General features: G+C 59.3%; 18 protein-coding genes. 7 read left to right on the top strand and 11 right to left on the bottom strand.

Translation table 11 applies throughout. The features are described 5' to 3' along the window. Positions 1-43 precede the first annotated feature (43 nt). The 6 genes from FGO67_RS06145 to urtA all read right to left on the bottom strand — a co-directional run bounded on the left by FGO67_RS06145 (position 44) and on the right by urtA (position 6,617). A complete protein-coding gene (locus FGO67_RS06145) occupies positions 44-952 on the bottom strand; it encodes an urease accessory protein UreD (RefSeq protein ID WP_203299782.1) in 909 nt (302 codons plus the stop codon). Continuing rightward, on the bottom strand, positions 949-1,647 hold the full coding sequence (urtE, locus tag FGO67_RS06140; RefSeq protein WP_203299986.1) for an urea ABC transporter ATP-binding subunit UrtE: 699 nt from the start codon (positions 1,645-1,647) through the stop codon (positions 949-951). The genes FGO67_RS06145 and urtE overlap by 4 nt, the downstream gene beginning before the upstream one ends. A gap of 35 nt (positions 1,648-1,682) precedes the next feature. Beyond that, positions 1,683-2,507 carry an urea ABC transporter ATP-binding protein UrtD gene (urtD, locus tag FGO67_RS06135; protein WP_203299781.1) on the bottom strand — a complete coding sequence of 275 codons (825 nt, stop codon included), beginning with the start codon at positions 2,505-2,507 and terminating at the stop codon, positions 1,683-1,685. Then, positions 2,504-3,625, bottom strand: coding sequence for an urea ABC transporter permease subunit UrtC (gene urtC / locus FGO67_RS06130; protein ID WP_203299780.1), 1,122 nt, complete (start codon positions 3,623-3,625; stop codon positions 2,504-2,506). The genes urtD and urtC overlap by 4 nt, the downstream gene beginning before the upstream one ends. Positions 3,626-3,628: 3 nt before the next feature. Further along, complete coding sequence (urtB, locus tag FGO67_RS06125) at positions 3,629-5,233, bottom strand: urea ABC transporter permease subunit UrtB (RefSeq protein ID WP_203299779.1); 1,605 nt, start codon at positions 5,231-5,233, stop codon at positions 3,629-3,631. A 91-nt stretch (positions 5,234-5,324) separates the two neighbouring features. Continuing rightward, positions 5,325-6,617 (bottom strand): urea ABC transporter substrate-binding protein, encoded by a 1,293-nt coding sequence (urtA, locus tag FGO67_RS06120; RefSeq protein WP_203299778.1) that lies wholly within the window; start codon positions 6,615-6,617, stop codon positions 5,325-5,327. 732 nt (positions 6,618-7,349) lie between these two features. Here urtA and FGO67_RS06115 point away from each other — a divergent pair. Further along, positions 7,350-7,619 (top strand): ComEA family DNA-binding protein, encoded by a 270-nt coding sequence (locus tag FGO67_RS06115; RefSeq protein ID WP_203299777.1) that lies wholly within the window; start codon positions 7,350-7,352, stop codon positions 7,617-7,619. Between the two features lie 199 nt (positions 7,620-7,818). Then, complete coding sequence (locus tag FGO67_RS06110) at positions 7,819-8,781, top strand: DMT family transporter (protein WP_203299776.1); 963 nt, start codon at positions 7,819-7,821, stop codon at positions 8,779-8,781. Between the two features lie 6 nt (positions 8,782-8,787). On the opposite strand, the gene gloA is transcribed toward FGO67_RS06110, so the two are convergent. After that, entirely contained in the window at positions 8,788-9,336 is a 549-nt protein-coding gene (gloA, locus tag FGO67_RS06105) for a lactoylglutathione lyase (RefSeq protein WP_203299775.1), read from the bottom strand. Positions 9,337-9,747: 411 nt separating this feature from the next. After that, entirely contained in the window at positions 9,748-10,887 is a 1,140-nt protein-coding gene (locus tag FGO67_RS06100) for an alkane 1-monooxygenase (protein WP_203299774.1), read from the bottom strand. A 226-nt stretch (positions 10,888-11,113) separates the two neighbouring features. On the opposite strand from FGO67_RS06100, the gene FGO67_RS06095 reads away from it, so the two are divergent. The 4 genes from FGO67_RS06095 to FGO67_RS17265 all read left to right on the top strand — a co-directional run bounded on the left by FGO67_RS06095 (position 11,114) and on the right by FGO67_RS17265 (position 16,096). Beyond that, positions 11,114-11,779 carry a GntR family transcriptional regulator gene (locus FGO67_RS06095; protein WP_203299773.1) on the top strand — a complete coding sequence of 222 codons (666 nt, stop codon included), beginning with the start codon at positions 11,114-11,116 and terminating at the stop codon, positions 11,777-11,779. After that, positions 11,776-12,834, top strand: a complete 1,059-nt coding sequence (locus tag FGO67_RS06090) for a lysylphosphatidylglycerol synthase transmembrane domain-containing protein (RefSeq protein WP_203299772.1) — start codon at positions 11,776-11,778, stop codon at positions 12,832-12,834. Before FGO67_RS06095 ends, FGO67_RS06090 begins: the two co-directional genes overlap by 4 nt. After that, positions 12,831-15,068, top strand: a complete 2,238-nt coding sequence (locus FGO67_RS06085; RefSeq protein WP_203299771.1) for a glycosyltransferase — start codon at positions 12,831-12,833, stop codon at positions 15,066-15,068. Before FGO67_RS06090 ends, FGO67_RS06085 begins: the two co-directional genes overlap by 4 nt. An 80-nt stretch (positions 15,069-15,148) precedes the next feature. Then, positions 15,149-16,096 (top strand): YbgA family protein, encoded by a 948-nt coding sequence (locus FGO67_RS17265; RefSeq protein WP_203299770.1) that lies wholly within the window; start codon positions 15,149-15,151, stop codon positions 16,094-16,096. 10 nt (positions 16,097-16,106) lie between these two features. On the opposite strand, the gene FGO67_RS06075 is transcribed toward FGO67_RS17265, so the two are convergent. The 3 genes from FGO67_RS06075 to FGO67_RS06065 all read right to left on the bottom strand — a co-directional run bounded on the left by FGO67_RS06075 (position 16,107) and on the right by FGO67_RS06065 (position 18,765). Further along, positions 16,107-16,838, bottom strand: coding sequence for a DUF481 domain-containing protein (locus tag FGO67_RS06075; RefSeq protein WP_203299769.1), 732 nt, complete (start codon positions 16,836-16,838; stop codon positions 16,107-16,109). A gap of 30 nt (positions 16,839-16,868) precedes the next feature. Continuing rightward, positions 16,869-17,879, bottom strand: a complete 1,011-nt coding sequence (gene trhO / locus FGO67_RS06070; protein ID WP_203299768.1) for an oxygen-dependent tRNA uridine(34) hydroxylase TrhO — start codon at positions 17,877-17,879, stop codon at positions 16,869-16,871. 157 nt (positions 17,880-18,036) lie between these two features. Next, entirely contained in the window at positions 18,037-18,765 is a 729-nt protein-coding gene (locus tag FGO67_RS06065; RefSeq protein ID WP_203299767.1) for a DsbA family protein, read from the bottom strand. Positions 18,766-18,907: 142 nt separating this feature from the next. On the opposite strand from FGO67_RS06065, the gene FGO67_RS06060 reads away from it, so the two are divergent. Then, complete coding sequence (locus FGO67_RS06060) at positions 18,908-19,873, top strand: NAD(P)H-dependent flavin oxidoreductase (RefSeq protein WP_203299766.1); 966 nt, start codon at positions 18,908-18,910, stop codon at positions 19,871-19,873. The last annotated feature ends 16 nt before the right edge of the window (positions 19,874-19,889 follow it).

Genomic DNA, 19,889 nt, shown 5'->3' with positions numbered 1-19,889 from the left:
CTCTTATTCTGTGTCTGTTCTGTGTTGGTGTTCTTAATCGAATTCAGGTCAGCCAGATTCTGGGCACGCTGGCCGGCTGGCCGGTGAGTCTTGGCCGGAGCAATTCCCAGGCTTGTTGACACAGGGCCCAGGCTTCGTTGCGTTCCTGCCCCAGGTAGCGCAGTAGCAGCACACCCCGGCGTCGGGTAACGGCCCAGCGATGGTTTTCCGGCAGGGTTTCCCGGAGTGCTTCGATGGCGCCGGCTTCGTCGTCCAGGCCGACTACCCACAGGGTGGCCTGAACGGTGGCGCCGCCCTGGCCCCAGTGGCCTTTGAACCGGGGGTGGGCTGGGTCCATGGGCTGGCGTTCCAGCCACAGGGGGCGGCCGTCCATGAGCAGGCGGAAGCGTTGTTCCAGATGGCCGGTGATGAACGGCAGTTTGCTGGCCGGGCGGCCGAGGGCGAGGATTTCCCAGCCCAGGCATTTGGCGCCGGTTGCCAGTTCGATGGTGGTGGTCTGTTCGCCCCGGGAGCCGTCGAAGGCCAGGGTTTCCTGGGGCAGGTATTCGAGGATGCCACCTTTTGCCACGGTGAGTTTGGTGTGCTGGGCCCAGGCCACGCCGTGGCTGTCGGCTTTGTAGAGTTTGGCGGCGGCCGGGGTGGTGAGCAGGGTGTGGGCGCCCTCGCCTACCCGGGCTTCGATGCTCAAGGCATCGCCGCTGACCAGTCCGCCCGGTGGGTGCAGTAGGTACACGTGGCAACAGCCGTTGCGGCCTTCCGGGTAGAACGGGCGCTGCACTCTCAATGGCCCCTGATGGCTGATGTCGGTCAGGCGGGTGGCGGTGTGGTCGCCATCCGGGCGCAGCTGGAAGCCCAGTTCGATGGACGCGGCCCAGCGCCGGCCCGCGTCGAAGCGGTGGCCGGAATCCGGGGTGTTACGCCCTGTTGGCTCGATGCGCTCGAAGACCGTCATACCGTCAGGTGCTTTTTGATGAGTTCATCGGTGAGCCCGGCGATTTCGCCTTCCGCCACCCGGCGGCCGCGATCGAGGATGGCAAAGCGGTCGGCGTATTTGCGGGCGAAGGGCAGCTTCTGTTCCACCAAGAGCACGGTCAGGCCGTCTTCTTTGATCAGCTTGCGGATGACCTCGCCAATCTGGGCGACGATGTTGGGCTGGATGCCCTCGCCCGGTTCGTCCAGGATCAGCAGGCGCGGCTCGATCACCAGGGCCCGGCCGATGGCCAGTTGCTGTTGCTGGCCGCCGGAGAGGTCGCCGCCACGGCGGTGGCGCATTTCTTTCAGTACCGGGAACAGCTCGTAGATGCGCTCGGGAATTTTCTTGCTGCCGTCTTTGCGCACGGCCAGGCCGGTGCGCAGGTTCTCTTCTACGGTCAGCAACGGGAAGATCTGCCGGCCCTGGGGCACGTAGCCGATGCCAAGGCGGGCGCGGTCTTCGATTTTTTTCTGGGTGAGTTCCACGTCCTGGGCGAACTCGAGGGAGCCGTCTTTCACGTCTTCCTCGCCCATGATGCATTTCATCAGGGTGGTCTTGCCCACGCCGTTGCGACCCATCACGCAGGTGCACTGGCCCTGGGGTACGTCCAGTTCCAGGTCCCAGAGGGTGTGGCTTTCGCCGTAGTACTGGTTGAGCTTGTCGACTTTCAACATCAGGTTGTCAGTCGTCTTTTCGCTGTGAATGGACATCAGGCTTCCTCCCCCAGATACACCTTGATCACTTCCGGGTCGTTGGAGACCTGGTCCATGGTGCCTTCGGCCAGCACGCTGCCCTGGTGCAGCACGGTGACTTTGCGGGCAATGGAACGGACGAAGCCCATGTCGTGCTCCACCACCACTACCGACTGTTTGCCGGCCAGGCTGGTGAGCAGTTCGGCGGTGCGTTCCATTTCCTGTTCGGTCATGCCCGCGACCGGCTCGTCCACCAGCAGCAGCCGGGGCCGTTGCATCAGCAGCATGCCGATTTCCAGCCACTGCTTCTGGCCGTGGGACAGGATGCCGGCGGGGGCGCCGCGCAGGTCCTTGAGGCCGATCATCTGCACCACTTCGTCGATGCGGTCCCGGTATTCCGGTTTCATGATTGCGGTTAAGGTCGGGAACACGCGCTTGTCGGCGGCCATGGCCAGTTCCAGGTTTTCGAACACGGTGAGGGCTTCAAACACCGTGGGCTTCTGGAACTTGCGGCCAATCCCCAAAGAGGCGATGTCCGGCTCGCTCTTGGTGAGCAGGTTGTGGCGGCTGCCGAACCACACCGAGCCGGTGTCCGGGCGGGTTTTGCCAGTGATGATGTCCATCATGGTGGTCTTGCCCGCGCCGTTGGGGCCGATAATGCAGCGCAGTTCGCCGTCGTCGATGGTGAGGTTGAGGTTGTTGATGGCCTTGAAGCCATCGAAGCTCACGCTCACGTCCTCGAGGTACAGGATGGGGCCGTGGCGCACATCAACCGGTGACACTTCCGGTGCCAGGAAATCGAACACCTGGTCGCGGTTGGTCAGTTGCTGAAAGATGCTCATGCAGTGGCCTCCTGCGCTGGGGTGTCGGGTTCTTCCTTGGTTTTCTTACGGTCGAACAGCAGGCCAGCAATGCCCTTGGGCAGGAACACGGTGACCAGCACGAACAGGCCGCCGAGGGCGAACAGCCAGGCGTCGGGCATGATGCCGGTAAACACCGTTTTGCCGTAGTTCACCAGGATGGCGCCGATGACGGCGCCATAGAGCGTGGCGCGGCCACCGAGGGCTACCCACACCACGATCTCGATGGAGAACAGCGGCGAGAATTCGCTGGGGTTGATGATGCCTACTTGCGGCACGTAGAGCGCACCGGCGACCCCGGCGAGCATGGCGGAGACCACGAACACAAACAGCTGCACGCGCTCTACCCGGTAGCCCAGGAAGCGGGTGCGGGCTTCGGCATCGCGGCAGGCCACGCTGACCCGGCCGAGCTTGCTGGTAACGATGCCGCGGCACACCACGTAGCCAATCGCCAGGGCGATGCCGGTGGCCAGGAACAGGCCGAGGCGGGTGGCGTCGGTGCGCAGGTCAAAGCCGAGCAGGTCTTTGAAATCGGTGAGGCCGTTGTTGCCGCCAAAGCCCATTTCGTTGCGGAAGAACGCCAGCATCAGCGCGAAGGTCAGCGCCTGGGTGATGATGGAGAGGTACACGCCGGTCACCCGGGAGCGGAAGGCCAGGAAACCGAACACCAGTGCCAGCAGGCCCGGCGCCAGCAGCACCATGATGAAAGCGAACCAGGCCATGTCGAAGCCCTGCCAGTACCAGGGCAGCGCGTCCCAGTTCAGGAACACCATGAAATCCGGCAGGAGTGGATCGCCGTAAACGCCGCGATCACCGATCTGACGCATCAGGTACATGCCCATGGCGTAGCCGCCGAGGGCAAAGAAGGCGCCGTGGCCCAGGCTGAGTATACCGAGGTAACCCCAGACCAGATCCACCGCCACCGCCAGCAGCGCGTAGCACAGGTATTTGCCCAACAGGGTGACGGTGTAGGAGCTCACGTACAGGGCGCTGTCCTGCGGCATCAGCAGGTGCAGCGCGGTGACCACAATCAGGGCGGCGAACAGCACGCCCAGGAACAGTTGCGTGGAGCGTTCACGCAGAGGTCGCGTCAACCACATAGCTTAACCCTCCGCCGCACGGCCCTTCTGGGGGAAGAGTCCCCGAGGGCGTTTTTGAATGAACAGGATGATCAGTACCAGTACCAGAATCTTGGCGAGCACGGCGCCGGCCCAGGGTTCCAGCAGCTGGTTGATGGTGCCGAGCGACAGGCCCGCCAGCAGTGTGCCCCACAGATTGCCCACGCCGCCGAACACCACCACCATGAACGAATCGATGATGTAGCTCTGGCCGAGGTTCGGGCCCACGTTGGTGATCTGCGACAGCGCAACACCGGCCAGGCCAGCGACACCGGAGCCCAGGCCGAAGGTGAGGATGTCCACCTTGGTGGCCTTGATGCCCATGGAGCGGGCCATGGCCCGGTTCTGGGTGACCGCACGCACGTCCAATCCCAACCGGGTCTTGCGCATGATCAGCATCAGCCCGGCGAACACCACCAGGGCAAAGCCGATGACGTACAGACGATTCAGGGTCAGGGACAGGGCTTCGTTGATCATCAGCGAGCCGCTCATCCAGTCCGGGGTAATCACCGTGCGGTTGAGCGGGGAGATTACGGTGCGCACCAGCTGTTGCAGGATCAGGCTGACCCCGAAGGTGGCCAGCAGGGTCTCCAGCGGGCGGCCTTTCAGGTGCTGGATCACCGAGCGTTCAATGGCAATGCCTGCCAGCGCCGCCACTAGGAAACCGGCGGGGATCGACAGCAGCAGCGCCAATCCGGGCTGGCCCGGCAACAGTTGCTGCATGCCCCAGGTGGTGTAGGCGCCGAGCATGATCAGCTCGCCGTGGGCCATGTTGATCACGCCCATCACACCGAAGGTGATGGCCAGGCCGATGGCCGCCAGCACCAGCACCGAACCGAGCGACAGGCCGAAATACAGGGTTTCGGCGGCGCGGTTCAGTTTCAGTTTCTGTTCGATGCTGTCCATGGCCTTGGCGGCGGCTGCGGCCAGCGCCACATCGTCGCTGCGCATGGCCTGCTGCAGGGCGGCGCGGGCTTCGGAGTTGAGGCTGCCGGAGAGCGTGGCCACGGCGGCAATGTCGCCCTGCTCTTCCACCTTATAAATAGCCAGGGCTTCGGTGAGCGCTTCAGATACGGAGGCGCTTTCTTCGGCCTCGATCAGCTCTGGCAGGCGCTCAGCCAGGGTGCCGCTCACGCTGCCTTTGAGGGCGCGGGCGGCAGTGAGTCGTTGGTCTTCGTCGGGGCTCTTCAGGTCGATGACCGACAAGATGCCTTCGAGTTCGTTACGCAGGGCGTTGTTGACGCGAATGGTGTCGATATCGCGGCGGGAAATCTCGCCCAGGTTTTCCCTGGTCAGTGCGTCTTCCACGGTCCAGTTACGGCCACGGTTGGACAGCACGATGATGAACTGGCCGCTGGCTTCGAGGCGCCCGAGTTTGTTAGCGCCGAACGATTCCAGCCAGTACCGGGCACGATCATCGCCACTGCTGGCGATACGGTTAACCACCGCTTTCTTTTCGGCGAAGGAAGAATCGGCCAGCGCAGTGAGTAACTGTTGTGCTTCGGTGTCTTCTACCTGGGACAGCGCATGGCCGGGCCAGAGCACACAGCAGGCGAGCAGCAGATGGCTGAGCAGTCGGGAGATGCCCATGGTTGCGTCCTGTTCTTGAAAATAGGGGGTTACGAAAACGGGGGTAAAACGCGGGCGAGGACCAAGCCCCGCCCGCAAAACGTCTTAACCGTTACTCGGCCAGGGCCTTGCCACCGCAGGTACCGGAAACCACGTTGAAGTTTCCGCAGAACAGCGGCTTGCGCCAGTCACTGATCAGGTCCTTGGAACCCGGCAGGAAGTCAGACCAGGCGTCACCCGCCACGGTAGACGGCGTTTCCCAGACCACGGAGAACTGGCCGTTGTCCTGGATTTCGCCAATCAGCACCGGCTTGGTGATGTGGTGGTTCGGCATCATGGTGGCGTAGCCGCCGGTCAGGTTTGGCACGCTCACGCCGATGATGGCGTCTTTTACTGCATCCACGTCGGCGGTGCCGGCTTTCTTGACCGCTTCGATGTACATGTTGAAGCCGATGTAGTGAGCTTCCATCGGGTCGTTGGTGACGGCGTCTTCGTTGCCGGTGTACTCAACCCAGGCGTCGATGAAGTCGTAGTTGGCGTCGTTGTCCACGCTCATGAAGTAGTTCCAGGCGGCCAGGTGGCCAACCAGCGGCCCGGTGTCGATACCGGACAGTTCCTGCTCACCCACGGAAAACGCGACCACCGGGATGTCGGCGGCGTCGATGCCCTGGTTACCCAGTTCGCGGTAGAACGGTACGTTGGCGTCGCCGTTGATGGTGGAGACCACGGCGGTCTTCTTGCCGGCGCTGCCGAATTTCTTGATGTCGGAGACGATGGCCTGCCAGTTGGAGTGACCGAACGGCGTGTAGTTGATCATGATGTCGTCAGCGGCCACGCCTTTATCCTTGAGGTAGGTCTCGAGGATCTTGTTGGTGGTGCGCGGGTACACGTAGTCGGTGCCTGCGAGCACCCAGCGCTCCACGCCGATGTCGTTCATCAGGTAGTCCACCGCCGGAATGGCCTGCTGGTTGGGCGCAGCACCGGTGTAGAACACGTTCTCAGAGGATTCTTCACCCTCGTACTGAACCGGGTAGAACAGCAGGCCGTTCAGCTCTTCCACGACCGGCAGTACCGATTTGCGAGACACGGACGTCCAGTTGCCGAAGATAACGTCTACTTCTTCTTTTGCCAGCAGCTCGCGGGCTTTCTCGGCAAACAGCGGCCAGTTGGATGCGGGATCAACTACGACTGGCTCCAGCTGACGGCCCAGCACGCCGCCGGCTTCGTTCTGCTTTTCAATCAGCATCAGCATGGTGTCTTTCAGGGTGGACTCACTGATCGCCATGGTGCCGGACAGGGAATGCAGGATGCCGACCTTGATCGGGTCTTCGGCGGCAACGGAGTTAAAAGAGATGGATAGCGCCAGTGCAGAGAGGCCCAGTTTCACGTGTTTTTTAAGGCTCATTTCGTCGTCCTTTTCGTTCTTAGGGAGGTTGTGCAATTCGTCTGAAGCACCTCCTGCTCTGCATTAGTTGTTCCAGCACCAAAATATCCCCTTTATTTTCAGAAGCCTATGAAAAACCGAGGCGCTTCCAAGCCCACTAACGCCCCATCAGAACGCACCAAAACCTATACCTGCAGTGCACCTTCGCACCCCGCTGGTGCACGCTTACTTTTCATCCACCTATTAAATTCATTTAAAACAACAAGTTAATATTTTCAGTCGACACCGAGTCGGACGCATCCGTGGTAAACAACATGCTTCTTTCCTGGCACCGCCCTGGCGCGCTCGCCCTGTTCTGGTGCGCCCCTCACCGGCACGCCTGCACCATTTCTTTCCAGCCTACCAGCGCTTACGCCACCGTAGGAGATATCGCACAAGCCCTCGCGTGATTGTCCGGTTCTGCCAGAACCCGGCCTGGATACAATGGGAAGCGTCAGGGATGACAAGCCAGCAAGGATCGTTGGCTCACGGACGATAACTCCAGGGATTTGGAGTTGCCCGAAGGAATTGGGCTTGCAAGGAAGATCGCACGGATGACGTGCTCAGGATGAGCACATGGCCTGAAGGATCAGGCAGGGGTCAGCCACGGGCGTGGGATCACAAGGAGTGTGATCCTGACCGTGCACTTGTTCCGGCTGTTTGCGTCCCGACACAACCATAACGACGACAACTCAGCATCAGGAACACTCTTCCATGAAACGCACTCCCTTTATCGCCACCCTTGTACTGCTGTTCAGCCTGGTTACCGGTTTTGCTTACGCTGAACCCGCTGCAATCAACATCAACACCGCCGATGTCGCCACCCTGGCCGAACTGACCGGCGTTGGCCAGAGCAAGGCAGAAGCCATTGTGGCCTATCGCGAGGCCAATGGTCCTTTCAGCGCACCGCAGGATCTGGCCAATGTGAAAGGTATTGGCGAACGCACGGTTGAAAAGAACGCAGCGCGCCTGACCGTGGAATAATTTGCGCCATAGGCAGCGGTATTCACCGCTGCCTATGTACGACTACCTGCCTTCCCTTCTCTTCCGATCTAAAGCAGCCCATCGAAAACTGGCACGCCAACCAATGCCCTGTTAGTCTCCGGACCATCAAAAAACAGCGAGCAAAAAGCACACCTTGCTTACAACGCTGCCACTAAAAATTGATTGTGTTGATTATTGAATGATTCGAGGCGCCCTACTGATCGCCCTGGCAGCCCTGCTCTGGGCGACCACGGGCATTGTCGCGAAATCCCTGTTCACCGGTACCGAGCTGGAGGCCATCACCCTGGGCTTCCTTCGCTTGGCTGTTGCCTTGCCGTTTTTCTGGCTGCTGATGCGACGGGAACAGCGGAAACTGGAACGGGCCAACCCTGGCGCCCGGGTGCCTGGCAGCTCCCTGCGCCACCTGGGCAAGAAAGCCCTGATCCCACTGGCTGCGCTGGGCCTGTTTCAGGCGTTCTACCAGGGCAGCTACCTGCTGGCCGTTGATCTCACCGGTGCCGGTATCGCCACCCTGATTGCCCTGTGCCTGCCGCCGGTGTTCGTTGCCTTGCTGGCCGCGCCGCTGCTCGGCGAAAAACCGGGGCTACTGACTGTGCTGTCTCTGGTCGCCGCCATCTTCGGCACCTCAATGCTGGTACTGAGCGACATGGACACCGCCGGCACCCTGCGCCTCGCTGGCATTTTGATCGCCCTGTTCGCCGCCCTGGTTTACACAGGTTTTACCCTGACCAGCCGCTACAGCTCAGCAGGCACACCGGTGTTCACAACCGCGTTCATCTGCTTTTTCACCGCGGCCCTGATCCTGTTCCCGGTGGTGTGGCTGTCCGGCGGCTTTGAAGGCCTGGATACTCTGGCCTTTCATCAGTGGCTAATGGTGGTGTACGTGGGCGTGGTGCCCACCTGCATCGGTTACGTGAGTTTCTTTGCCGGTATGCAAACCACCCCGGCGACGCTGTCGAGCATCATCGTGACGTTGGAACCGCTGTTCGTGGCGTTGTTGGCGTGGGTATTTCTGGGCGAGATTTTGGGGCCCATCGGCATTGCCGGAGCGTTCATTCTGACGGCAGCGGTGATCGTGGCATCCCGCTACGGAGGGAAAGCCGGCACCGGCACCGAGAAAGGTGCCGATACCGCGAGCTGATGGAGATCAGCTGTTCTTGCTTTGCTTTTGCAGCATGTTCGGCTGCAGGATCTCGATCCAGTAGCCATCCGGGTCTTTGATAAAGGCCAGTCCCTTCATCTTGCCGTCGTCTGGCTTCTTGACGAACTCCACATCCAGCTTTTCAAAACGCTCACACGCGGAATACACATCCGGAACCGCAACACCAATGTGGCCAAAGCCCTGGGGCTCCTCGTTGCCGCTGTGGTAGGAGAAATCGTTGTCGTCCTCGGTACCCCAGTTATGGGTCAGCTCGAGCATGGCCTCACGACCGAAGGTAAACGTGGTTCGGTGGTCGTCGTCCGCCGGTACCTGACTGGCCTGGCGCTCATCCAGATACCCGAGGAAATAGAGCGTGAATTTCATCTCCGGGAAATCCAGCTTGCGAACGAGGCGCATGCCCATCACTCGGGTGTAGAAATCCAGGGAGCGCTCCGGATCCTTGATGCGCATCATGGTCTGGTTGAAGACGTAACCTTCGGTTTCCGGTACGGGATCCTCATATAGGCCGGCGGCCTGTTCGAAATGCTTGGGCATGGTATTTCCCTTCGTTATTCGCAGGATTCAGAGGATATACCTGTGTGCGTTTCAAAGGGATTTCAAGGGTGGCCCGAGATCTGGAAATTAATCTGAGAGGAGATTGTCCGGCTTGGGTGGCTGGCAGGGGTATGGGGGTAGTTTCTTCCGGGAAACCGGAACTCGCTGCGCTCAGACACCCGGTTTTCCCTGCAGAAACTACCCCCACACCCCCGCTGGCATAACTCCATTGTTGGCCGATCAAAACCACTTATTTTTCTTTTAATGAGCAACTTTTAGTTCAGTTCGTGGGCGGGGATCGGGGGTGTTTTTCGGAAGAAAATCGCTGTCTGAGCGCAGCGAGTTTGCGATTCTTCTGGAGAAAAATACCCCCGGTCGCCGCCCCACCCCCAAATCAAAAAAACAAAAGAATCAAGAAGCCAACTGATGCTCCTCCCCCCGATAATAAGCCTCAACCCGAGGGTTCATGATGCGCTTCCACAGCGGTGGGATGGTCGCGAGCACAATCATGGCGGCATAACCGGCCGGCAGTTGCGGAGCGATGTCGTGGTGGCGCAGTACCTGGTAGCGGCGTTTGGCGTAGGCGTGGTGGTCGCTGTGGCGCTGGAGGTGGAACAGGAACACATTGGTTAGAAAGTAATTGCTGTTCCAGCTGTGCTCAGGCGTGGTGCGTTCGTAGCGGCCGTTATCCAATTTTCGGCGGTGCAGGCCGTAGTGCTCAAGGTAATTGACGATTTCCAGCAGGGTAAACGCGATGAAGCTCTGGACCAGGAAGAAGGCGGCACCAAGCCAGCCGAATGCGACAGTGAAGGCAATGAATACCAGGGCACTGATGCTGTACCACCAGATCAGTTCGTTGCGCCAGCTGAAGGCTTTTTCGCCTTTGCGCTCCAGGCGCTGGGCTTCCAGTTTCCAGGCGTTCAGGAAATTGCGCAGGTAGGCCTGGGGCAGGAAATTGTACAGAGACTGGTTGTAGCGGGACGACGAGGCATCCTCCGGCGTGGACACATGCACATGGTGGCCGCGCAAGTGCTCCACCTTGAAGCCGGCGTAGCAGACCAGAGACAGCAGGAAGCCGCCGGCCCGGGTTTCCAGTTTGCCGTCTTTGTGGATCAGTTCGTGGGCGACGTTGATGCCAAGGCCGCCGACAATACCGATGGAAATCACCCAGCCGATGCCGCCGATAGCACTGAACTGGCCTGAGGCCAACTCCAGCATGCTCCATACCAGCAGCACCGCATATCCGGCCACCCAGCCGAGCGTAATCACCCGGTAGAAGGCTTCGCTGTTCATCTTCGGCACATCCACTTCTTCATCGGGGTTCAGGGCGTCTTTGCCCAAAAGCAGATCCAGCACCGGGATGATCCCGAACACCACCACCGGCACGCCCCAGGCGAACAGGTTCTCCAGGCTGGCAGCCTGCCCGGCCGCCAGCAGCAATGGCGGCAATGCGAGGGGAAGCATGGCGATCAGGTAGCTGTACTTCTTCAGCGTCAGCAGAATTCGTCGGCGCGTGGCCTCTCGGCTGATCGACAGGTGGCTGGTATTCATTGGGCTCTCTCCTTCGACTGTTTCATGGCGACGAGTCATTCGCCTCTTGTTTTCTGCATTATTGTCCTACAATACATCAGTCGTCAATGCATTTTCGGCCATTTCTTGATCACACCCACGAAAGCCCAGCCGGATCAGGGGCTTGTGGCTCATGTGACAGGAGGCTGTGGTAGACTCACCCTCACCGATGCCCCCTTTTTTGAACGTACCTTGCTAGAGAGCCCTTATGGATTTTCAGGCGCCGAATACCCTGGCCGAGCAGATAGCCAATTACATGGCCGAGCGGATCATGACCGGGCAAATTCGGCCGGGCGAGCGCATCCAGGAGGCCAGGCTTGCCGGCGAGCTGAAGGTGAGCAGGGCTTCGGTCAAGGAAGCCCTGTACACCTTGGAGCGCTGGCATCTGGTGGACATCACGCCCCGTAAAGGCGCTTCGGCAACCCGGTTAGATGCGGAACACGCCTCCGAGCTGTACGACGTTTACATGCACTTGCTGATGATGCTGGTGACGAGGTTGTGCGAACGCTGGCAGGAGAAGCATCGCGAGCCCATGCTTGCCGCCGTGACCCAGGTGGTGGAGCTTTCCAAAAATCCGTCAGCCGACATTACCGCTGTCGTAGAGGCGAGTTTTGGTGTGATGGAAACCTGCTGTGAGGTAGTGGGCAATCCCTACCTCACCGAGGCACTGTCCAACTTCAAACCGGCGGTGAGCCGGGCCTACTATTTAAGTGCCGACCGCTACCGTCAGGGCCTGAAGCAAACCAGTGCGTTCTTTAACCAGTTGCCGGCCGCCGTAATGGCCCGGGACAGCGCCGCCGCCCAGGCCCTGATTCGTGAGTTTGCCGAAACTCAGCAGGCGCTGATCCAGCAGGCGTTGACGGGCAAGCCATGAGCGACTCTTCCGAGTACGATTACTCGAAACAGACCTCCTGGCGACGACTCGCGGTCTTCAGCCTGATTTTTATCGCCATGACCGCAGCTGGTCTGTATGCGGTTTATGACCAGTTTGCCGAACGCAGCCTCACCTTCGACCCCCGACTCATCGCCCCCACCACCCTGCTGATGGCTGGGCTCCTGTTGCTGGTGTATTTCGTTTCCGATGGCCTGCGTCTGTATTTCACCTTGCGGGCACTGGGGCACCGGCTGCCGCTCACGGTGATGTTCAAGCTGGTATTCATTAACCTGTTCTTTTCCAACGTGACCCCCATGGCTACCGGCGGCGGCTTTGCCCAGATCTGGTACCTGCACCGTCACGGCGTGCCCATGGGTCGGGCCACGGCGGCCACCACCATTCGCACCGTCCTGGCCGTGGTGTTCATCTTCACCCTGACTCCCATTTTCCTGCTGACACTGCGGGCGCTGAAAGACCACACCATTACTGGCTCCATTGGTGTTGCTCTGGCGATCTTCATCGTCATTTATCTGGCCTTTTTTGCAGTACTGCTGTTCCGCACCCACTGGCTGATCGCGCCCCTGACCCAGATCCTGGTAGCCCTGCACCGTTTCCACCTGATTAGCGACGCCCGACACCGGCGCTGGCAGTTCAAGGCGCGCCGGGAGATGCTCCGGTTCTCCGACAGCTTTGGTGACTACCTGAAAGGCCAGAAGCTGTATGTGTGTTTGTCGATCCTGTTCACCGCCCTGTTCCTGCTCAGTCTGTTCAGCTTCCCCGCTCTGCTGATGTACAGCCTGGGCTACACCGTTGATTATCTGGTCTCTATCGGGCTGCTGGTCGTAACCACATTCGTCATGTATTTTTCGCCGACACCCGGGGCTTCGGGTATTTCTGAAGGTGTATTCGGAAGCTTCTTTCGGGATATCCTGTCCGGCAATCACCTAGTGCTGGTGACCGTGAGCTGGCGCCTGCTCACCATTTACCTGGGCATGATCATCGGATTGATTGTGTTGCAGAGGGAACTCATGAAAGATCGCAGGAAACCGGAATGACGTTCCGACACCCACTGAAACTGTTGTTTTACCTGTCCCTACTGATCGTGGTTCTCCTGGTCGGCTACAAGACCTATCTCAACCTGTTCATGAAGGACTTCAAAGGCCTGCATACGGAACAGGTGGAGCGCATTCAACGCACTCTTGATGCCGACACGCCGATCAGTTTCGCGGTGGTGGGCAACATCAACAACTCCATCGGCATCTTCGAGGAGCGGATCGTTCCTGAACTGAATGCTTCAGGCCTTGATTTCATGGTGTCAGCGGGCAACGCGGTCAGTGGCGGTGGCGAAGACAAATACCGGGCGCTCTATGGCAGCCTGAGTCACCTGGACATTCCCTACCTGCTGACTTTCGGAGCGCACGAGTACGAAGACTTCGGCAGCTTCCGGTTTTACGACCATTTCGGCCCCCATTTCTTCAGCATTCTGGCGGGCAACAGCCGGCTGATCTTCCTGGACAGCACCGGCAAGACTCCGTGGCAATGGCAGATTCGCTGGCTCAATGACCTGCTGGCCCAGGACAGTTCCAAGGCCCGGATTCTGTTTATTGGTCACCCGCCCATGGAGCCGGAGGCGAACGCGCCTTTTGATCAGCGCAGTGACTACCTGCAGCCTCCTGAATTCCGCAGCGCCCTGATGCGGGAGATCAAGCGTCACGGTATTGATCTGGTGTTCTCAGCCAACCTGTCGCTCTATTCCGAATCCGCCAACGAGGACACCACGTTCATCACCACCGGCGGTGCCGGCGGTCTGGTACTGAACAATGACACCAGCTTTTATCACTTCGTGAAGGTAAACGTGGATGCCGACGGCAACGCCAGCCATTCGCTGGAACGTCTTCAGGTGGGGCAGCACCCCATCCTGAAGCAGCTGGAGAGCTTCTGGTTTTTCGTCTACTCGCTGATCTACTCCGGCTACCTGAATTTCATCCTGCTGCTGGCCGTGTTTGTCGCCATCACCATCAAGCTCTACACCGCCATCTTTATCGGCAAGGACTACTATCCCGATTACGATCTGGACCCTTCGCCCTGGCTTCAGAAGTCATTGCGGGTGACGATGTTCACCAACAACTACCTGCCGTTCATTGGTGGTGTGCCCATCTCCATTGAGCGTCTGCGCCGGGGCCTGGTTGAGCTGGGCGACAAGCTCCTGATCGTCGCCCCGAGGTACAAAGACCAGCCGGAAAACGAGGACCAGGTAGTGCGCGTACCCTCGCTGCTGGCCATGGGTGAAAAGCGGGAATTTCGCCTGGCCAATATTTTCCTGGCTCGTATCCGCAAGGCGGTAAAAGCCTTTCGGCCGGACATTATTCACCTGCATCATCCGTTCTGGCTCGGCTCACTGGGGCTGTTCATGGCGCGTACGCTGAAAGTGCCCGCCATCTACACCTATCACACCCGGCTGGAGCATTACGCCCACTTTGTGCCCCTGCCCGGCATGCTGTTCCGTAACCTGATCTCCCATGCCCTGATCAAGCGCTTCGCCAACAAGTGCGACGGCGTGATTGTGCCGACCTACTCCACGGAAGAGTATCTGCGCATGATCGGCGTGAAGACTCCAACTTATGTTCAGCCCACGGGTATTGAGTACCAGCGCTTTCAGGAGGTGAATGAGGACGACATTCAGCGCTTGCGGGAACAGCAGGGGCTGAGCAACGAGAAGGTGTTCGTCAGCGTGTCCCGGCTCTCGAACGAGAAGAACATCGATTTCATGATTGAGGCCGTCGATAGCCTACGCTCGGTGACCGATGTGCCATTCCGCTTCCTGATGATTGGCGACGGCCACCAGCGCGACCGGCTGCAACAGAAGATCGACGACCTGGGCCTGCAACAGCACTTCACCCTGGTGGGCGCGGTACCGCCGGATGAGATGGCAACCTGGTACCGCCTGGGTGATGCCTTCCTGTTTGCTTCAAAGTCAGAAACCCAGGGCATGGTGATTCTGGAGGCCATGGCGGCCGGCCTTCCGGTGGTGGCGGTTCGGTCCAGCGGCATTGAGGATGTGGTTCGGCACGGTTACAACGGTTTCAAGACGCCAGAGAAGCAAGAGAAATGGGTTCAGGCCGTCAAACGGTTGCTGGAAGAGGACGAGTTACGCGAGGAACTGGCGAAGCAGGCTCTGGAATTCGCCGCAGAGTTTTCGGTGGAACAGTTTGCCACCGACGTTCGCACCATATATGCCAGCACCCTGGCACTGGCCGACAAGAAAAAAAACCGGCACTGGGATAGCTGATCCGGTTCACCCACTCCGGCTGATCGGTCTAGACTGAAATCACGTATTACAGACGTCGTTTTATTGATCGGAGAGGTTACGTGACTCAGATTCCCGTTGGTATCAGCACCTGCCTGTTGGGCAAGGAAGTCCGCCACGATGGTGGCCACAAGCATTCCCGCTACTGCACTCAGGTGCTGTCCAAGCACTTTGAGTTCCGCGCCATCTGCCCGGAGCTGGAAGCCGGCCTGGGGGTTCCTCGCCCCGCCATCCACCTGCGGGAATACCCCGAGGGCATGCGTATCATTGAGACCAAGGGGCAGGCGGACCACACGGCCGCCATGGAAGGCTTTATCGATGACGTCATCCCCACCCTCGCAAACCTGCGCGGTTACATTCTGATGGCGAAATCACCCAGCTGCGGCATGGAGAGAATCAAGATCCATAACGAGAACGGCCAGGTAATCCGCCGGGACGGCCGGGGCATGTTTGCCCAGGCGCTGATGCAGGCCTACCCGCTGATGCCGGTGGAAGAAGAAGGCCGCCTGAACGACAACATGATCCGCGAGAACTTCATTGAGCGCGTGTTCGCCTACGATGACTGGATGCAGAATGTCGCCGGCGAGCAGCTGACCGCCAAGGCTCTGATCAACTTCCACACCCGCCACAAGTTCCAGTTACTGGCACACTCCGAAAAGATTTACCGACAGCTTGGCCCCATGCTCGGCGACCTGAAATCAGAACCGCTGGAAAGCATTGCCGAGCGCTATATCCACCTGTTCATGGAAGCCATGAGCAAGAAAGTCAGCCGTGGTTCGCACATCAATGCCATGCAGCATCTGCTGGGCTATCTAAAAGACGCCATGGGCGAGGAAGACCGGAAGGTCATGCTGGAGCAGATGGACGCCTACCACCGTGGCGAGGTTCCCCTGGTGGTACCCATGACGTTGCTACGCATGGCCCAGCGCCGGGAGCCGGTGGATTACCTGAGCGCGCAACAGTACCTGACCCCTTACCCGGATGAGCTCGGGCTGCGCAACAACGTCTGAGCCAACACGCTTAGAAGGTGTATAGCAGGGTGATCGCCGTTTCCGTGTCAGTCCGTTCCTTACCCTCGGGTGGATCGGAAACGTGCTTCACCCGAAACGCAGTTTTCATGGACAGGTTCCCAACCACGTTCGCCTGCAAGGCGGTTTCAGACTCGCTGATGGTGTTGTTTTCCTCCAGACCAACTTCGGTGCTGAGCTTCTGACGAAACAGGGCACGATCTGACAGAGCATAGTCCAGTTGCGTGGCGAAACGGGCGATAACCGAGTCTTCCTTCTCGTTACCCTCGTCATCCGGTTCATCCAGCCGGTTGTACCGGTAACCCAGACCGGTGGACACGCTCCAGAATGAGCGCTTACCGGATTCCCAGAGCCGATTACCGTAACCGCCGGTGATTGACGACTCGAAGGCGTAACCGGAAAAACGATCGTCTTCCCAGGAGCCACGCAGAAACCAGTACTGGCGCTCGTCAAACTTGTAGTTGGTTTCGCCCTCCGCTCGGTACTGCTCCGCCGTGGTTTCGTCCTCAGCCTCAGTGTGCCGGGCACTCAGCTCCGCGCTGTTCCGCCAGCGCCTGGACTCCTGAGTAATCGCGAACCGGCTGTTAAAGTTGGTTTCCTCGGTATTGCCAGACGTCATCAAAACGCCCAGCTCGAACTCCGCGCCCACTTTATCGTCGTCACTTGCCTGGGCCAGCGACGCAGCCCCGATTAAGGCAACCGCGACTGCTTTTCTGAGTTCCATAACCTCTCCCTCTCCGCCGGCTCAGGTACCCTAGGTATTCCGGGCAGATTCTCCGGCCAGACTTTTCTGGGCGTGTTGCTGACGCTCGGCTTTTTTCCGAGCCTTGCGCTCGGCAATGATGCGCGCCGCCTCACCGCCCACATGGGTTTCGCCCCGCTGTTCAGCCAGGCGCATCTGACGCTCACGCTCAGCGAAGCGCGCTTTCTGTTCTTCCGTCAACGTGTCGATACACTGGTGACAGCTAACACCCTGTTCGAACTCCGGACGCTGCTTGTCGTCTTCTGTGATCGGCCGGCGGCAGGCGTGACACTGATCGTAGTCACCACGCTCAAGCGCATGGTTCACCGTCACCCGGTCGTCGAAAACAAAACACTCGCCCTGCCACAGGCTCTGCTCTTCCGGCACCTCTTCCAGATACTTCAGGATGCCGCCTTTCAGATGGTACACCTCATCAAAGCCCTGCTCTTTCAGGTACGCGGTGGATTTTTCACAACGAATACCGCCAGTACAGAACATGGCGACCTTCTTGTGCTTCGAAGGATCGAGGTTCTGCTTCACGTACTCCGGGAACTCACGAAAGGTATCGGTGGCCGGGTTAACGGCATTCTGGAAAGTGCCTATCTCGACTTCGTACTGGTTGCGGGTATCCACCAGTACCACGTCGGGGTCAGAGATGAGGCTGTTCCACTCTTTGGGATCGACGTAGGTGCCAACGGTACGTTTCGGGTCGATGCCCTCCACACCCATAGTGACAATCTCTTTCTTCAGCTTCACCTTGGTGCGTTTGAACGGCTGGATATCGACGAAGGATTCTTTGTAATCGATGCCATCGAAACGCTCATCGTTTCCGAGCCAGGCCTTGATGGTATCAACGCCTTCGCGGCTTCCGGCGATGGTGCCATTAATGCCCTCCCGGGCCAGCAAAAGGGTGCCGTGCACGTCTTTCTCAAGCATAAGGTCCAGCAACGGCTGGCGAAGGGTCTTGTAATCATTCAGGACTGCGAACTTATACAGCGCACAGACAACAACGTCATTGCTCATCAATATCTCCTGCGGGCCGGACCGTAAATCCGGAGCATAGGTTTGGTCATTGGCTCAACGGCGCAAGCCAGAGAGGGCGCAAATTTTAACCAACTCTGACCTGCAATCAAGTGCGGGCTGACCGCAGCGCCCACATTTAGCGGCCTCTATCGACTGCTTATTGTGCCGCGCTATTCAGCTCGCGCTCAACCACAGCCGACAGCTGGCCCCAACCGGGACGAGTCAGGCGAATGTTGTCCACCAGTACCGTTGGGGTACTGCTAACCCGCAGCTGCATGGCCACGCGGCGGCTCTGTTCGACGTCTTCGCGGTGCAGTTCGGTGGTCATACACCGACGAAAGCGCCGCTCGTCCAGACCCAGATCCCCCGCATATCGGCTGAAGGTTTCCACCGGATCGCCTGAGCTGCTCCACTCAGTCTGGGCATCAAACAGCTGATCGTGCATGTCCCAGTATCCGTTCTGATCGCCGGCGCAACGGGCGGCCATGGCCGCTGGCATGGCGTTCTGGTGCTGCTGGAGGGGCAGGTCAAAAAAGACAAAACGCACCTTACCGGAGTCGACGTACTGTTCTTTCAGCTTCTGGCTGGCATCCGAGAACCGGCCACAGGCAGGACACTGATAATCGGCAAACTCGCGCACCACCACCGGTGCGTCCTCCGGCCCTACAGAGACACCGTACTGGTCCAGTTCAGCCGGGAACGGATCGGCGTTAGCGCCCGCCACCGGTAGCTCGTCAGACGTGGGCTCCGGCTGTGCAGTGAGAAAGAACAGTCCCAATACAACAGCCACCAGGACCAGCAAGGTTACCCCGATATACAGGGGCTTATTGCTTGCTTTACGGGGCGCTGGCGCGCCGGTTTCCTTGCGACGTTTGGCTTCACCCATTGCGGGCTCCTTCTTGTTCGTTAGGTATTGTGTGAAAGAAATTTCCGGAAATTCGATCGTTGGCTGCCGTTTTCAGGGCCACCGAGGCAAGCTAAGATCCTTTATAACTTAAAAAAGTTCCAACAAAAATTAAGGAAAACTCATGGCCTTACCTGCATCTCTTGCCAATCAGCTCTCCCTGCCCCTGGTGGCGGCACCCATGTTTCTGATCTCCGGCCCCGAGCTGGCCCTGGCCTGTTGCAAGGAAGGCGTGGTTGGCAGTTTTCCTGCCCTGAACCAGCGCACCAGTGAAGGCTTCGAAAGCTGGCTTGAGCAGATGAACGGTGAGCTCGAACGTTTCCGCCAGCAAAATCCATCGGCACAAGTAGCTCCTTATGCCGTCAACCTGATCGTGCATCGCACCAACCCGCGCTGGCAGGCAGACCTGGAGTTATGCGTGAAGCACCAGGTGCCCATCGTGATCACATCCCTCGGGGCGGCTAGCCAGGTGGTGGATGCGGTGCACAGCTATGGCGGGTTAGTGTTCCACGATGTTACCAACCAGCACCATGCCCGCAAGGCGGCGGAAGCCGGCGTTGATGGCATTATTGCGGTGGCAGCCGGGGCCGGTGGCCATGCCGGCACCATTAACCCGTTTGTGCTGGTGCATGAGATCCGCGAGGTGTTCGACGGCATCATCCTGCTGGCCGGCGGCCTGTCCCACGGTGAAGACCTGTTGGCGGCGCAGGCCATGGGTGCCGATCTGGCTTACCTGGGCACCCGGTTCATCAACACCGAGGAGTCCCAGGCTGAGGACGCTTACCGCAACATGATTATTGAGGCGGTGTCGGCGGACATCATCCACACCCCGGTGGTCTCGGGCATACCCGCCAGCTTCATGCGCCAGAGTCTGGAAGCCGCCGGTTACCCGATGGATAAACTGAACCAGGCCGGTGAGATCAATTATGGTGAGAAGCTGAAACCGGTAAGCGATGAGGCCAAGGCCTGGAAAACAGTTTGGTCCGCCGGCCAGGGCGTGAGCCAGATTCACGATGTGGTCAGTGTGCAGGCCCTGGTTAATCGCCTGAAGGCGGAATACGCCCAAGCCCATTCGCGCCTGAGCCAATAACAGAAACGGGCACCCG

The sequence above is a fragment of the Marinobacter sediminum genome (genome assembly GCF_016820575.1).
Taxonomy (GTDB): Bacteria; Pseudomonadota; Gammaproteobacteria; order Pseudomonadales; family Oleiphilaceae; genus Marinobacter; species Marinobacter sediminum.
The sequence above is the reverse complement of the archived record's forward strand: the minus strand, read 5'-3'. Positions and strand labels throughout refer to the sequence as shown.